The organism is Coleofasciculus sp. (assembly GCF_046565525.1).
Taxonomy (GTDB): Bacteria; Cyanobacteriota; Cyanobacteriia; order Cyanobacteriales; family Coleofasciculaceae; genus Coleofasciculus.
Window position 1 is genome coordinate 45,548 of record NZ_JBKHUP010000044.1, and the last position, 16,299, is coordinate 61,846.

Annotated in this window: 11 protein-coding genes; 6 read left to right on the top strand and 5 right to left on the bottom strand. The window is 44.3% G+C overall.

Annotated elements, in window-relative coordinates:
* Positions 1–95: 95 nt before the first annotated feature.
* Positions 96–1,400: a sensor histidine kinase gene (locus ACLGGO_RS17080; RefSeq protein WP_446420199.1), complete on the top strand. Its 1,305-nt coding sequence runs from the start codon at positions 96–98 to the stop codon at positions 1,398–1,400.
* Positions 1,401–1,465: 65 nt separating this feature from the next.
* On the opposite strand, the gene ACLGGO_RS17085 is transcribed toward ACLGGO_RS17080, so the two are convergent.
* Positions 1,466–3,796 carry an ATP-dependent helicase gene (locus ACLGGO_RS17085; protein WP_446420200.1) on the bottom strand — a complete coding sequence of 777 codons (2,331 nt, stop codon included), beginning with the start codon at positions 3,794–3,796 and terminating at the stop codon, positions 1,466–1,468.
* A gap of 112 nt (positions 3,797–3,908) precedes the next feature.
* Entirely contained in the window at positions 3,909–5,096 is a 1,188-nt protein-coding gene (locus ACLGGO_RS17090) for a DNA cytosine methyltransferase (protein ID WP_446420201.1), read from the bottom strand.
* A 970-nt stretch (positions 5,097–6,066) separates the two neighbouring features.
* Between ACLGGO_RS17090 and ACLGGO_RS17095 the strand changes: the two genes are divergently transcribed.
* Positions 6,067–6,288: a hypothetical protein gene (locus ACLGGO_RS17095; RefSeq protein ID WP_446335345.1), complete on the top strand. Its 222-nt coding sequence runs from the start codon at positions 6,067–6,069 to the stop codon at positions 6,286–6,288.
* A 52-nt stretch (positions 6,289–6,340) separates the two neighbouring features.
* On the opposite strand, the gene ACLGGO_RS17100 is transcribed toward ACLGGO_RS17095, so the two are convergent.
* From ACLGGO_RS17100 to ACLGGO_RS17110, 3 genes are all read right to left on the bottom strand, one after another.
* Positions 6,341–7,123: a hypothetical protein gene (locus tag ACLGGO_RS17100; RefSeq protein ID WP_446420202.1), complete on the bottom strand. Its 783-nt coding sequence runs from the start codon at positions 7,121–7,123 to the stop codon at positions 6,341–6,343.
* Between the two features lie 4 nt (positions 7,124–7,127).
* On the bottom strand, positions 7,128–8,417 hold the full coding sequence (locus ACLGGO_RS17105; protein ID WP_446420203.1) for a DUF389 domain-containing protein: 1,290 nt from the start codon (positions 8,415–8,417) through the stop codon (positions 7,128–7,130).
* 175 nt (positions 8,418–8,592) lie between these two features.
* Entirely contained in the window at positions 8,593–8,964 is a 372-nt protein-coding gene (locus ACLGGO_RS17110) for a hypothetical protein (protein WP_446360249.1), read from the bottom strand.
* 374 nt (positions 8,965–9,338) lie between these two features.
* Here ACLGGO_RS17110 and ACLGGO_RS17115 point away from each other — a divergent pair, with 374 nt between their 5' ends.
* The 4 genes from ACLGGO_RS17115 to ACLGGO_RS17130 all read left to right on the top strand — a co-directional run.
* Positions 9,339–11,279, top strand: coding sequence for a PAS domain S-box protein (locus tag ACLGGO_RS17115; protein ID WP_446420204.1), 1,941 nt, complete (start codon positions 9,339–9,341; stop codon positions 11,277–11,279).
* A gap of 35 nt (positions 11,280–11,314) precedes the next feature.
* Positions 11,315–13,054, top strand: a complete 1,740-nt coding sequence (locus tag ACLGGO_RS17120) for a response regulator (RefSeq protein WP_446420205.1) — start codon at positions 11,315–11,317, stop codon at positions 13,052–13,054.
* Positions 13,038–14,558 carry an ATP-binding protein gene (locus ACLGGO_RS17125; protein WP_446420206.1) on the top strand — a complete coding sequence of 507 codons (1,521 nt, stop codon included), beginning with the start codon at positions 13,038–13,040 and terminating at the stop codon, positions 14,556–14,558. The genes ACLGGO_RS17120 and ACLGGO_RS17125 overlap by 17 nt, the downstream gene beginning before the upstream one ends.
* Before the next feature lie 89 nt (positions 14,559–14,647).
* Positions 14,648–16,299 (top strand): response regulator (locus ACLGGO_RS17130; RefSeq protein WP_446420207.1); only part of this gene is annotated, 1,652 nt, incomplete at its 3' end.

Sequence of the window (16,299 nt, forward strand, 5' to 3'; positions counted from 1 at the left end):
TACAGCTTGGATAAACTCTAATTTAATTTCTGCTCCCAGACGTGCCATGGCACGTCTCTACAACCCCTGCTCCCCCTTGGCAGTCAGACTTGCTTATGAACAGTTATCAGCCAAAGACATCAAAAGGAATTATTTTAATTGTTGATGATACACCCGATAGCTTACGTCTTTTGGAAGCCGCACTGACAAGGTATGGGTATGAAGTTCGCAGTACAGTTAACGGTGCCATGGCATTAACGGCGGCAAAAGCGGTAGCACCTGATCTGATTTTGTTGGACATTTTAATGCCCGATATGAATGGCTATGATGTTTGCTCAGCCCTGAAAGCTTCGCCCGTTACTCGTGATATTCCGATCATTTTTATTAGCGCCTTAGATGAAATCTTTGATAAAGTCAAAGCCTTTACCTTGGGAGGGGCTGACTATATTACTAAACCCTTTCAATTTGAAGAAGTTTTGGCGCGTGTGGATCATCAACTGACGATTCGCCAACTCACCCAGGATTTGGAGCAACGAGTCGATGCACGAACGGCTCAATTAAAACAAACCCTAGAGGACTTACAACAAGCCCAAGTTCAGCTTGTACAGATTGAGAAAATGGCAACACTGGGTCAATTAGTAGCCGCCGTTGCCCATGAAATTAACAATCCTGTGGGGTTTATTAATGGAAATCTCAGTTGTGCCAAGGACTATACTCAAGATCTGATTTCTCTGCTGCGTCTGTATCAAGAAAAGTTTCCCCATTCCGGCACTGAAATTGAGCAAAAAAGTCAGGATATTGAACTAGATTATCTGATTGAGGATCTGCCCAATATTCTATCTTCAATGAAACAGGGGGTTGACCGTCTTTTTCAGCTTAGCAACTCTTTGCGAACATTTTCTCGCTTGGATGCTCATCATAAGGTAAATTTCAACGTCCATGATGGAATTGAGAGTACGCTGTTGATTTTAAAACACCGAATTAAGGCAAATGATAAACGTTCAGCCCTTAAGGTGATTAAAAACTACGGCAATTTACCGCCTATCGACTGTTATCCTGGGCAACTGAATCAAGTTTTTATGAATATCATCGCTAATGCTATTGATGCATTAGATGAATTACAGGTAAAAAAGTTGGAGGAATTGAATCAAGACTATCTGCCTCACATTAAAATTGACACCTACATTCCAGAAGATAAAGAAGTCGTGATTATTCGGATTAGCGATAATGGTATAGGTATGTCAACTCAGGTAAAAGACTGCATATTTGATAACTTTTTTACCACCAAACCCGTGGGTAAAGGAACTGGTTTAGGCTTGTCTATTGCGCGTCAGATTGTGGTCGAAAAGCATAAAGGTTCCCTAAATTTTAGTTCTACACTAGGGGAAGGAACAGAGTTTGTGATTGAGTTGCCCATTTGACATCCTCACCACGCAGTAACCAAATAGGGGTTTGGTAACCAAATAGGGGTTTGGTAACCAAACCCCTACGACGAACGAACTGACTCCGGGAAGCGACGACTCAATACGGGTAACACAGGACAAGGTTTTTTCATCTGCAAGTTATCCGAGGCTTGACCACTAAATGTATTCCAGCGAAAGGGTCCTTTGTGCGCCGCCGACATCCATAACAATCGCTTTGCCCGGGTCATTGCTACGTATAATAGACGATATTCTTCTGCGGTTTTAAGCTGTCCCGCTTTCTCCCAGGCTTCCATGGCTGTGGGTAGGGGGAAATCATGCAAATTTGCCCGAATTTGCGCCCGCGCGACTTCCGCTAGGGTAAAATCCCCTAAAAACTGTGCCGCCGTGGGTACCCAAGGATTACCGGGAATGGTGTCTTCGTGGAGAAAGGGGAGAAATACATAGTCCCAATCCAATCCCTTGGCTTTATGCATGGTGATAATGGTGAGTTGACGTTGACGTAAATAGCGAGAGTCGGCGTCTTCGGTTTCTACGGGTTCAAACCGTTCCGAGGAGACAATTTCACTCAAAGCGGCTAAGGTAGCAGACATGGCGCTGCTGCTGTAGGTTTGTTTGACGACTCGTTCGGCGAGTTTATCAGCTGTGGCGAGTTCGGATTGGTCGTACTGTAAGGTGAGGGCTAAAAAGGAAATAAGCTGGTAATGGGGTAATTCTAGACGCGCTCGTAATAGACTGCGACAGTATCTGGCGGCTTGACGCACTCCAGGGGATTGAGTGGGGTCAAGGGGTCCTGGATAGAGGAATTGTTCGGGATAGGTGGCGAGGGCGTTTAAGTCTTGGGTGGGAATGAGTTGGCGTTTAACGAGAACTTCTAATGCCGCTTTTAGGTAATCGGGAGAATGGGGACGGTCAATAAATTGCAATAATGCCAGTATTTCAACGGGAATGTGAGAGTGGCGATCGCTCCCCTGTACATCATACACCTCAATCCCATGCTGGCGTTTGAGATAGTCGAGTTTCTGGGCGATAAAGTTTCCTTGGCGATTTTCCCGCACTAATACCGCCGCGTTATGTTTGGGGTTGCGGGTGAATAAGTCTATAACCCGTTGTCCCAAAAGTTCTACGGTTTGATAAATATCACTGGGGGTATAAATTTCTAACCCTCGTCCCTCTGGCTGAGGATTGGCGTCGGTTTGTGGGTCATTAGGGGGTACGGGATGGATGGTTTGGGGACGAAAGGGACGAGTGGATTCATCCTCTTTTTGAGTATAAGTTTGATTTACCCAATTTAAGATAAAATTAGCGGCATCAATAATAATGGGTGTACTGCGACCCGCTTGATCCATGGTAGCAAGGCGCTGCTGCTCCTGACATTCGGTACAAAAGCGATTAAAATATATTGGGTCTGCGGGAGTAAAGGTGGAGTTAATCGCTTGATTTGGGTCACCCACCCGGATTAAATTGAGGGGTGTGTAAGGATTAGTCGGATCAGCGGCTAGAGTTTGTAGTAAGTGATATTGCAAAGGACTCGAATCCTGTGCCTCGTCTTCAAATACGGCAAAAAATTGCTGCTGCCAGAGTTGACGCACGGTGTTATCTTCTAGCACTCGCAACGCTGCTAGAATCATATCATCATAATCAATAAAGTCTCGCGATCGCGTCACTCGTTGATATTGCTCGTATAATCCCGCCGCGATCGCTAAAATGCCATAAGGGTCATTGGTTTGTTGACTGATTCCCCATAAGTCTTCCGGTAATAATCCCGAACTTTTGGCTTCGTGAATTACCGTATATGCCAAAGACGGTAACACTTCGGTTCGCAATACCGATTGTCGCCGCAATCGTTCCGTCTCTTCCCCATCAAACGTTATCCCTTCCAACAAAATAGAATAGCGACGCGGATTGGCAGCAATCCACTGTTCCACACAAGCACGAATTAAGCGGTGGGTTTGATTGGGGGTGACAACCGTCAGCGTATCTAAATTAATCCCTGATAAATCAGGATGGCGGTTGGCAATATTTAGGGCTAACCCATGAAGAGTATACACCACAAAACTATTTTGGGGTAAGCGTAGGGGCTTGAGATCCTTACGAATTTTAGCTTTAATCGAAGCCTTAATTGAAGCCGCCGCCGATCGCGTAAACGTGACCACGACCAATTGTCGTTTACCATGGAGTTGATATCGCGCGATCGCAATTGCTGCGGCGACTGCCATTCCCGTAGACTTCCCTGCACCCGGTACCGCCGACACCGCCAGAGTTCCCCCCTGCCAATCTGCCATCGGTTGTTGTCCCTGGCGTAAGCTGTTCCGCAGGCGTTGCAATTCCTGCTCTCTGAAGGCAGTTAGGGACAGTTGTAAGCTATTTTGACTGGTGTTGGGATGATCTGGCATTGTTTAGGGGAGGAGGCGGTAGATAATTCTCAAATAATTTTAATCATGCATCTATAGAGATTCACAAAAAGATTCGCGATCGGATCATCAGATATTGATTCTAGCGAAATTGCTATCCTAACGATAACTCTAATTGCTTTGGCGTTGGCTGATTGTCATCCAATTCCCTTGTGGATAAAAAATCCAGAATACTGTGAGCAATAGCCTTAGATGCTAAGTAAGGAACCCCATTACCAATTGTTTTAAACATATTTGTCAGTGACATGTCATCGGGAAGGACAAAGTTTTTCGGTAACGATTGTATAGCCAGCGTTTCCGCAACAGATAAACGACGCGCTTTATAAGGATGTAAGTGAACTTCGTTATTTCCGTAACAAGCTGTCGGGGAATAACGCCATCGGTGAAGACGTTTGTAAGACTTTCGGGAATCATCTCCCTCCGCCACCGAAAGAAATCGCTTGAGTCCCGCTCTCGGTTTAAAATGATGTTTAGCATTGGGATGGTTAAGTACATCGTTTTTCCGAAACCAATATTCAACTGTTAGTTCCTGAATAATATCATTAGAGCAAGGGCGGTGTGAATTTTCCTGAAAGGGATCAGTTGCAGCCCAAGGACAAGCGAAAACCCTTGGCTTAGGATATACAATAGAAGTCATCCAGGGAAAAACGCCTTCAGGCATAAATTGGGCAGTTGGCGATAGTCCTATATCTTTGACTAAACTTCGATGAAATCCGAGTAGGATAATCCTCTCCCTATCTTGAGGAACGCCGTATTCTATCGCGTTAATTAGACGCTCTGTTAATAGATAGCCAGCTCGATTTAGCTGATCTTTAAGCTGTTCAAAAAAAAGACGGTGTTTTTTAGTTGTCCACAATCCTTTAACATTCTCGAAGAGAAAGAAATCCGGTTGATATTGGCAAATTAATTTAACATAAGCAGCCGAAAGTTTACCATTATCACCGTCTTTCCCTCGGTTTTTCCCCCCAACTGAGAAGTCGGGACAGGGAGGACCACCAATGAAACCAATAATGTCTCTAGATTTGCGAGCATCCTGGATTAAATACCAGAGATTTAAGGCTTGTTCACCTTCTATCAGTTGCTCAACATCTCCATCTTCGGCATAATGGCATCCGTATTCGGGTAATGGCAGATTCAGAACTTGTCTAGAGTAACGGTAAGCTTCTACATAGGAGGGATTAATTTCATTCACATATACGATATCAAAACCACTGGCTTCAAAGCCTAAATCAAGAAATCCAATTCCAGAAAAGAAAGAGAAAAGTTTTGGTCTAAGGGTCATTTATCAACTATAAAGGATAGAAATATTATACCAGTTTAGATAATCCAGAATGAGTTACTTATGTCAGGGCACTATCCTTGCGCTCTTACGGTTGGGTGTACTATTAGCACTTGAGAATTCTCTTCCGACGCTGGTTTCTAGATTGGCATTTCCTGATCACAGTAGCTACATCGCCAGTAAAGTCCTCCTAAACGTATATGACAGAGTAAGGTATCTGAGCAACAAGGGCAAGTAGGCTTCTTAATTATTAATTGCTTCAGAGTTTTAGCTCCATCCTGTCGGCTGCAACCCTTTTCCAGGTGAGTCAGCCCTGAGAGCGGCTTACTTGACTTGGCGGGCATTTTTTAAAGCTGAATGAATCATACTTTAAGTATAGTTGTATTGACTTGACATTAAACTTAATGTTAAATAAGATAAAAGGCTTTATGATGAGAATGAGTCATCAGGAACATTTAAGGGATTAGATAGGGAGGCTGGCAATGGCATTTTTGCCGTATTTACCGAAAAATTGGGTCTAAAGCCTCGTCCTTAAAGGACGACTTTGTGTTAAAATTCACTTAGAGGAAAGGGTATTAAACCTCTATAAAAACCCAGAGCCGAGAGGCATCGCACCTTGAAAACTAGGCTTAGAGGGTTCTGTACAGAAAGGCTTGTACAGGTAAAAAGTCTAAGCAACAAGCACGCCCAAAACACATTCTTTCTTGTTTTCAATAGTACGATAGGGCATATCGAAACTAGCTTCTGTAATGGAGCAAAACGCTTCTGGAGAGATGCTCCTCTGGTATGAAATAGGCGACTATTTCATAGTAAGAGTGTTCGATGAAAGAAGAATCCTCACGCCTTTAGGCTGAGGAGTGTCAAACCTAGATTATTTACACCTAGAGAGCAGTCACGCTGTTGTCCCTCCCTGTGGGACAACAGTAATTTTCAAACTTTTAAGATGATAGGCAGTAGTAGCAGGAGATTTTCGATGAGCAACAAAACCAAAATTGTCAAAGAAACCTTTGGAAGTCCTAACCAAGAGGGCTACTATAGTGGGGCTTATATCTTCAGTGACGGCACAGCGGAGTTTGTCTGTGGATATCAAGCTCCTACTGGCAAGAGCAACGGTAGCGAAGAATACTATAACGTAATGCCAGCCACCCCTCAACAGGTCTACGCAAAATATGGAAAATCTGAAGAAAGTGCTTGATTAGCCATCGATACTTCAAGACGCGACTATTTGTCCTGAATAGCCCAAAAATCTAACCCAAAATGAGCAACCCAGCATAGACAATTGCCCCCAAAGCAAATGCCCAAAAGCGACTTTGCCGTTCTTCTGGTAGTTCTTCTTTAATCACATTCAGAATAATTCCCCCACCTAGAAAGGCAAACAGTACGGCTAGGGCGGCTTGAGATATTTCCGTGGCTTGTCCAATCGTCCAACCGCACAAAATTGCACCAGCTAAAACCCAGCGCCCGATGCGGTGATAAGCGTCTTGGTGATGCTCCCGTAATCCGTAGTCATTAACAAAAAAGTGCAATGCCATGGCGATAAAAAAGAATAAGAGACTCTCTAATCCCGGTTCCTCGCGATGAATGAGTAGGTACCCAATTAAAAGATTATAAAGGGAAAACGAACCAATGTGTAACCAAAAGATCCCTTGAGAGAGTAGATTCCCAAGCTTGTGCTGATTTTGCCGATACAGTTTAACCAGATGTTCTAAGCCATAGAATACTGTTAATCCCAAAAGCGCAACTAAATAAACATGGTTTTCCAAAAATGCGAGAGCAAATCCTTCTGTCTGCTCAATGGTTCGTTGTCCCTGATTAAGTTCTGGCAACAAATGCACAAAAACATACGCCACCGATGCTCCCCCGGCAAATGATAACCACTGACTGCGAGGAATCGCATCAAGAAAGCGCATTTTTTCACCCAATAGATGAACAAGCGCTAGGAGTATGGCGAAGATTAACGAAAGCAGCGTGGTTATTGATGAGTTTAATACCGAAGATTGTGCGATCGCGAATAATAGTTGTACATCCATTCCCCTATTGTCCTGGAACCTCTGGCAATTCCAACACATTCACCTGCACTAAGGGTGTGGCATTAAACTCCTGTTGTAGTAAATGAGTTTGAATCGCTTGGGTTAACTGCATCTGAATCGCTTCCGTAGAGGCAGTTACCTCCGGGTTACGCTGGACATAAACGACTGTCAGTAGCGTATTTTTATCCTGGAGTTTAGTCGGAGTAAACTGCACATTCGACTGCACCAGTTGTGCCAAATCACTCTCCTGTACCACCTGCTGAATCTCAGTTGCAGTACGCTGTTCTAGCGTCGTTCGCTGTAAATAGGGTTCCTGCCAAAGTTGCCCGGTTAACAAAAGAGTCAGTATAATCGCCACAATCCCCAACACCACTGGAAACAGCCACCGCTTTCCCCGGTTATACCGAGCGCCCTTGGCGGAAAGCCCAACCAGACGGAAGACGATGGCGCCAGAAAGATTAATCCCGCCCAACTGAAGTACAAGTAGGAACAGACTATTAACCACCATATCCCACCGTGCGATCGCGGCTGCCATTCCCACTAATCCGGCGGCTGGGGCTAAGGATGCGGCGACTAACACACCAATGGCGGCTCCGGAAACCAGACTACTGCGTTCAGATTGCACCAGATTCAATGCACCCGCTGTTCCGGCAATTAAGGGTAAGAGGATGGTAACTGAAGATACTTTAAAACTCGCCATCATCAGCGTGGTTGGTGCTTCCTGTTGCATAATTAAACTCAAAACCCCTGCCACAACTACAGTCACGCTAATCCCTGCACCATAGCGGATGATACTGCGCTTAAGTAAGTATAAATCTCCTCGTGCCGTTGCGATCGCGGTATTCATTGCAGGTCCGGCAAAGGGTGCAATCAGCATCGCGGCTGTGAGTAGATAAATGGTATTGGTAAATAAACCAATCCAAACCACCACACCTGCACAAGCTGCATACCCCAGAAATCCCCTCCAAGAGCCAATACTCTGCAACCCGGCTAAAAATATCTCTAGGGGGCTGCGTAACTGCACCTCCTTCACTTGTTCAGGGGCTTCTGACGAAGGAGGTTGTAGGGGCATCATCCCCCGAGGCACTAACGTAACATGTAAGTCAGGGAGCGTATCTAAGGCTTCCAGAAAGCCCTCTACCTGACGATTGGGAACATAGGCGATTACAAAATCTAGCTGTCCCTCAGTATCAGACGCTTCAAACCGAGCCAGATTCATCCCCTGATGAGCTTTAGCCATATCGAGAACCTTATCTCCTTGTCCTCGTGGCACTTGAATTAACAGTTGGCGCACCTCACCCTCCCAGTTATACCTGTCATTAAGCGTGATACGCCGGATGCATTTTGACTTCCCTCATCGGAAAGATGTTATTGCAGAAGGCTCCAGGGAACAAAAGGGTCAACCCCTCTCAAAGCCTTACCAATGACAAAGGACAAATGACAAATGACAAATTTTATCTGACTCGATGTTACTCCCAGGCGTCGAGGTCTATGGCTTTTGAGCCGCCTCGGTCTAGCTGTGCTAAAAGTTTACCCAACTGATACCACACTAACCAACCAATGAATAGAGTTAGGGGTAGGGAGATGGTGTAAGCCAAGAATGTGGGAAAGCTAAAAATTTCTAGCCCAGCCGCCAGAAATACGCAAATTCCGGCGGAAATTCCCAGGAATGGGATGAGTAAGGGGAATCCTTGCATTTGAGCCAGACTGCGTGAGGAACGGTTCTTTGCCCATTCCTGCACCTTTTGTTTCAGCGTGGCTTCAAAGGCTGCACCACAGGTAATCCCAGCCAGTAAACCCATCACTAACAATAAATAAGGCGGTTCCTGAAAATAATACACAAGGCACTCCCAGCTTATAAGTCCAATATAGCCAGATTGTACACTGCTCAAGGGGTGACAATAAAGCTAAAAAAGAGACGGGGTGTCGGCTTTGAGGTGTGGGCTGTGGGGTTTGTTACCTTGATGGTACCTTAATTCGGCGCAATTCATTCACGATTTTTTCACCTTTTAAGGTTAAAATAAATAACTTTTTTGATTTTATAATCTTTGATCATCAAGCAAATTAATATTTATTAATTTCCCCCCGATCTGATTAAGGAATTTGCTAAATTGAATTAATAAATTCATGATTATTATCAAAGAAATTCTTCTTTTATAATAACGATTAAAACTCAAACTTGAAGAGTCAAAGTCTCAATCAGTTTGGGAGGAATATGAACCAGCGAGTCAAAGCAAAACTCCAACAAGAAATACGGGATCTGCGCGATCGCTTACAGCAGGCTGAGGCGAAGTTGCAGGCGCTCAGGGGTGAAGAATTTACAGTGATTCAGGAATTTGGTGATAGTACAGGCGATCGCAAATCCACTGAAGACAGATTACGTCAACATCAGCAACACCTACAATATCTCCTCACCTCCAGCCCTGCGGTGATTTTTAGCACCCAGCCTCATCCGAATTACAAGCTGACATACATTAGTGAAAATGTCGCCAATGTTTTGGGTTACACTGCACAGGAATTTTTGAACGGGTCTCATTTATGGTTAAATCATATTCATCCTGAGGATCTTAACTCAATTCTCCAGACATTACCCCAAAAATTAGCACAGGGAAATTACTCCTTTGAATACCGTTTCCTCCATGGTGATGGCACGTATCATTGGCTATGCGATGAAGGGAAACTGATTCAGGATGAAATGGGCAACCCGATTGAGGTTGTGGGTTATTGCGTGGATATCAGCGATCGCAAACAAACGGAATTAGCCCTGAGTCGCAGCCGAGAATTGAAAGAAGCGATTTTTAATGAATCAACCGATGCTCTATTTTTAGTAAATCCAGAAACCGGATTAACCATCGACTGTAATCAACCTGCCGTTAATTTATTTGAAGCCGCGAACGAAGCTGAACTGATTAATATTGAAGGGCATACTCTCCAAAAATACCGATTCACCCTAGAAGAGTTAAACAGCATTAATCAAGCCATTAATCAGTACGGGGTTTGGAGTAAAGAAGTTGAATATATCACCAAAAAAGGCAGATGCTTCTGGGGAAACTTAGCGGTGAAGCGAATCCAGGTAACTGATAGTGCCTTAAATTTAGTCCGGGTTACTGATATCACCAACCGCAAGGAAGCGGAAAAAGAGCTAAATCTCCAGGCTGTGATCACTAAAAATATGGCAGAAGGCATTTGTTTGGTTAGTGTGAATGAGGGGCAGATCGTTTATGCGAATCCCAAGTTTGAGCAGATGCTTGGGTATGACAAAGGTGAACTCATAGGAAAATCGGTATCTATTCTCAATTACGACGATGATGAAATCAGTGCGGAAGAGGTGAAAAGGATTATTAGCCATAACGTGATGCAAAAGGGTGAATATACCTACCAAGTCCATAATGTTAAGAAAGATGGCACACCTTTCTGGTGTCAAGCCACAACATCACGATTTGATCATCCTGATTATGGCACCGTACTTGTCGCCGTTCAACAAGATATCACCGTGCAAAAACAAGCTAAAGAACAACTAAAAGCCTCCCTGAAAGAAAAAGAAGTCTTGCTCAAGGAAATTCATCACCGGGTTAAGAATAATTTGCAAATTGTCAGTAGCTTGCTACAAATGCAGTCGCGGCGGACTCAGGATCAAGAGGTGGCGTTGGTGTTGCAGGATAGTCAAAATCGCATTGCTTCTATTGCCTTGGTTCATGAAAAATTATATCGCTCAGAGAATTTAGCCCAGATTGATTTTGCCCAATATGTTCCAGATTTAATTACCCATCTGTTTGATTCTTATAACATCAGTTCCAGTCAAGTTCGTATTGCCTATCAGGTTGAGGATATTGCTCTGGCTATTGATACGGCGATTCCCTGTGGTTTAATCTTGAATGAATTGGTTTCTAATTCCCTCAAATATGCATTTCCAGAGAATCGTCAAGGAGAAATTAATATTGCATTTCAGCGCAATTGTGATCACCGGATCACTCTGATTGTGCGTGATAATGGTGTGGGGATACCCAAATCCTTTGATATTGAAACAACAACCTCCTTAGGATTGACACTGGTTTGGGGATTAGTTGAGCAGCTCGATGGAACCTTGGAACTCAACTGTGATTCGGGGACTGAATTTAAAATCATTTTTGCGAGTCAAGTTAAAACTAGAAAATAAATCAGATAAAAACGAAAAAAAAGGAGAACTCAATTATGTTTAGTAGACACCCCCCCACCCCTAGATTAAAGGAAGCGATGAAAATTCTCGTGGTTGAAGATGAGAGAATTATCGCGATTAATCTCAAAGAAAGTTTAGAATCTCTGGGATATAAAGTCCCCGCGATCGCGGCGTCGGGAGAAAAGGCGATTGACAAAGCCACAGAGTTCCATCCCGATTTAGTTTTGATGGATATTTGGCTTAAAGGTAATATCGATGGAATTGAAGCGGCGCAGCAAATTTGGGAACGCCTGAAAATTCCCACGATTTATGTTACCGGACATTCAGATCAGAGTACTGTAGAACGGGCAAAAATAACCGCTCCCTTTGGTTATATCCTCAAACCCGTCAAAGAACAAGCCCTTTACGTAGCCATTGAAACCGCATTACAGCGATATGAACGAGAGCAATTACTCAGCGCCATCCTCAAGGGGATTGGAGATGGGGTGATTGTTACGGATAAAGACTGTCGAGTTCAGTTTCTCAATCATCAGGCGGAATCGTTAACCGGTTGGCAATTAGCTGACGCCAGGGATCGGGAATTAACTGAAGTATTTAATATTATCGATGAACAAACCCAGCAGCCTGTTGGTGATTTGATTAAAGGGGTACTGGAAAAAGACACCATCATTTATCTGGAAGAGCGGATTTTGTTGATCCCAAAGCAGGGAAAGGCGATCCCAATTGCGGATAGCATTGCTCCGATTAAAAATAACGACGGTGCGATCGCGGGTGCGGTTTTGGTGTTTCGAGATGCGACGCAACAGCGCTTAGCCCAGGAACAGAATCAAGCCATGGAACGCGCCCGACAATTAGAGTATGACCTGGTGGAACTGCAATGTCTAGATCAGTTCCAAAAGGACGGTTTAGGTACTATATCTGAAGAATTGTCAACGCCTTTATCCACGATTAAGTTGGCGGTTCGGATGCTGGAAACCATTTTGGATCAACAGAGTTTATTAAGTTCACAAATCCGTGCTGATTCGACAACAATGGCTCGTTACTGGGCGATTTTGCAACAGCAGTGTAACCCGAGACTCAAGCTAGTTAATGATTTGCTGGATATGCAAAGGATTGACGCTCAGGCTTATCCTCTAGAGCTAACCTCAATTCGATTCCCAGACTGGATTTATGAGCATGTTGCGCCGTTTCAAGCCTGGGCGACGTTTCAGCAGCAACGTTTTTCTGTTGATATTGCTCCAGATTTGCCACCCCTGGTTTCAGAGTTGTCGAGTCTGACCCGGATCTTGACAGAATTGCTAAATAATGCATTCAGAGATACGCCAGCCGGGGAGGAAATTGCGGTAACGGTGCGAGGGGAATGTAGAGACGCGCCATGGCGCGTCTGGGGAGCAGGGGATGTAGGGGCGGGTTTTACAGATAACCTATGGCGACAAACTGATAACTTAACTAAACCCGCCCTTCTAGAGTCAGATAGGGGAATTACCTCAACACTCAACTCTCAATTTACTGTCGAGATTCAGGTGAGTAATTCTGGCGTGGAAATTCCCCCAGAGGAACGGGCGAAAATCTTTGACCCATTCTATCGCATTCCCAGTCCCTATCCCTGGAAACCGGGGGGAACGGGTTTGGGGCTAACTGTGGTGAAAAAGCTGGTACATCGACTCCAGGGCGAGATTGAGGTTACCAGCGATCGCGACGGGACAAAGTTCACAATTTTTGTACCAACTTTACAATCTCAGGGGATGGAGGTGGATCATGATCATGATCAGTGAAGAATGTTTATCTGAAACTGACACAGCAACGATGACTCAAATTTTGGTTGTGGAAGATGAGAGAATTATTGCTCTCAACCTGAAGGAAAATTTAGAATCTTTAGGTTACATAGTAGTGGGAATCGCCGCCTCTGGGGAAAAAGCCGTGACTAAAGCCAGGGAACTGTATCCCGATTTAGTATTAATGGATATCTGGTTACAGGGGGACATGGATGGAATTTCTGCGGCGCAACAAATTTGGGATGAGTTGCAAATTCCGGTGATTTATTTAACTGGACATTCAGATAAAATTACCTTAGAACGGGCAAAGGTAACGGCGCCCTTTGGTTATATTCTAAAACCCGTGAATGAACAGCAATTATCGGTTGCGATTGAAATTGCCTTACAGCGCTATGAACGCGAGCAATTTTTGAGTGCGGTGTTGCGGGGAATTGGGGATGGGGTAATTTTGGTGGATCAAGATTGTCGGATTCAGTTTCTAAATCGGGTGGCGGAATCCCTAACCGGATGGGAATTTGCTGATGCCAAAAATCGGGATTTGACAGAGGTGTTTAACCTTATTGATACACAAACCCAGCACCCTGTCAATAACCCCGTTACTCTGGCGTTAGAACAGGATAGAATCGTTTATCTCACCGATGATATTCTCCTGATTACCAAAAATGGTACACCCCTACCCATCGCAGACAGCGCTGCGCCCATTCGGGATAACCAGGGGAACCTAGCGGGGGCGGTATTGGTGTTCCAAGATATTAGCGATCGCAAGCAAGCCGAAGCCGCACTGCGCCAACAGTTAGCCAGGGAACAACAACTCAACCAGTTCCAACGGCAATTTATTCACACCGTTTCCCATGAATATCGCACACCCCTCTCAATTATTCAAGCCTCAACCTTCCTGATTGAAGCCAATGATTCATCGGGGCAATTTGAGAAAAATCGGCTGAATTGCCAGCGAATTAAACAGGCGGTTAAATATATGGTGGGATTGCTGGAAGATGTGTTAACCTTTGGGCAAGCTGAGGCGGGTCAACTTATCCTTGATCCAGCGCCTTTGGATTTAAAACTCTTCTGTCAACAGATTATTGAAGAATACAGCCTGATTGCGAGTAATCGGTCAGAAATTAAATGGCTCAGTTGCGGTAAAGGTCAAACCGCTTATCTGGACAAAAAAATTCTACAACTGATTGTGAGAAATTTACTCACAAACGCCCTGAAATATTCTCCCGAACAGAGTCCTGTTTATCTAACTCTCACCTGTGAAGATGACCGACTGATTGTTGAGGTAAAAGATACAGGAATTGGCATTCCTTTAGCCGATCAACCCCATATCTTTAATGCATTCCGGCGAGCCAGCAATGCTGGGACTGTCCGAGGATCGGGTATGGGATTAGCAATTGTGAAGAAGGCAGTTGATTTACATGGGGGAACTATATCGGTTGAGAGTTCTTTGGGGGTTGGTACTACATTTACGGTTACGTTACCGTTTCCAAAACTATCGATTTAGTCATCCCAGGCTTTAATTTTGTTCTTTTTTACCGCAAACTGTAAGGATATACTTGTGCTGTTCCCTGTCCCCCTTGTCAGTTATTTATCATGAAAAAAATATCCAGAACAATTTCTCAAAGACTGACTAAAATACTTGTGGTTGAAGATGAGATAATTATTGCGACAAACCTGAAAGAACAGCTAGAAACCTTTGGGTATTGTGTCGGCGCGATCGCGACATCGGGAGAGAAGGCGGTGGACATGGCGACAGCACTGTGTCCTGATTTGGTGTTGATGGATATTCACCTCCAGGGAGACATGGATGGAATTGAAGCGGCACAGCTTATTTGGGAGCGTTTGTCCATTCCAATTATTTATGTTACCGGACATTCTGATCCGAGTACGTTGGAACGAGTCAAAGTATCTTGTCCCTTTGGCTATATTTTAAAGCCAATTAAAGAACGGGAATTATTTATTGCCATTGATATTGCCTTACATCGCTATGCTAGAGAGCAACTCCTCACCGCCATTTTGCGAGAAATGGGGGATGGGGTAATTTTTATTGATGATCAATGTCGTATCCGCTTTCTCAACGGAGTGGCGCAGATGTTGACAGGGTGGCAGTTTTCTGAGGCAATAGAACGGGAATTAACGGAGGTTTTTCAAGTCGTTGATGCACAGGAAAGACAATCGGTTAACCTACCGCTCAACTTAGCGATACAAAACAAGTTTACTGCGGCTATCCCCAGTCATAGTGTATTGATTTCTCGGCAAAATATAAGGATTCCCATTGGCGGGAGTGTAACGCCAATTCGCGATAAAACCGATAATTTGATTGGGACAGTATTGGTTTTTCAAGACATCAGCAGTTCGACGCAGTTAGAGAAAGCCAAATGCGACCTAGAACAGGCGTTAACGGAGTTAAAAACGACCCAATTTCAACTCATTCAATCCGAGAAGTTATCCAGCGTAGGGCGCATGGCGACGGCATTAATCCAGGAATTCAATAATCCGATTACCTGGATTTGTGGTAATATTGTCCTTGGTCGGTCTTATTTCCACGATATATTAAACCTGCTGCAACTTTATCAGCAAGCTTATCCTGATCCGACGTCAGAGATTCAGCAGTTACGGGAGCGGATTGATTTAGAGTTTATTGCCCAAGATTGGCAAAAAATGTTTAATTCCATTCAGATGGGCGCCGAACGTCTGATGGATGTGACGCTATCTCTGCAAGCGCTGCGGAATTTTTCGACATTGGATGAACTGGATCAAAAGACTGTTGATATTAATGAAACAATTGATTCGACATTATTTTTGATCCAGCATCGGCTCAAGTCCCAAGGAAAAAAGGCAGAGATTCAGGTGATCAAAAACTATAGTCAATTGCCATTTTTGAGGGGTTATGCCAGTCAGTTGCATCAGGTGTTTATCCATCTGTTGAATAATGCCATTGATGCGATAGAATTGAAGGATTTACCAGGTTTGATTAGAATTGATACAAACGTTGTTCATCGTCAAGTTTCATTCCCATCCGTCGGGGAATTCGTCGGGGAATTCGTCGGGGAATCCGTCGGGGAATCCGTAGGGGAATCCGTCGGGGAATCCGTAGGGGAATCCGTAGGGGAATCCGTCGGGGAATCCGTAGGGGCGAAGCATTCGCGCCCGGATGTATCGGAGTTTTACCCAAATCCCAACGCGAATGCTTCGCCCAACCCCACATCAAACGATGCAGATGGATCGAATTTCTACCCAAATCC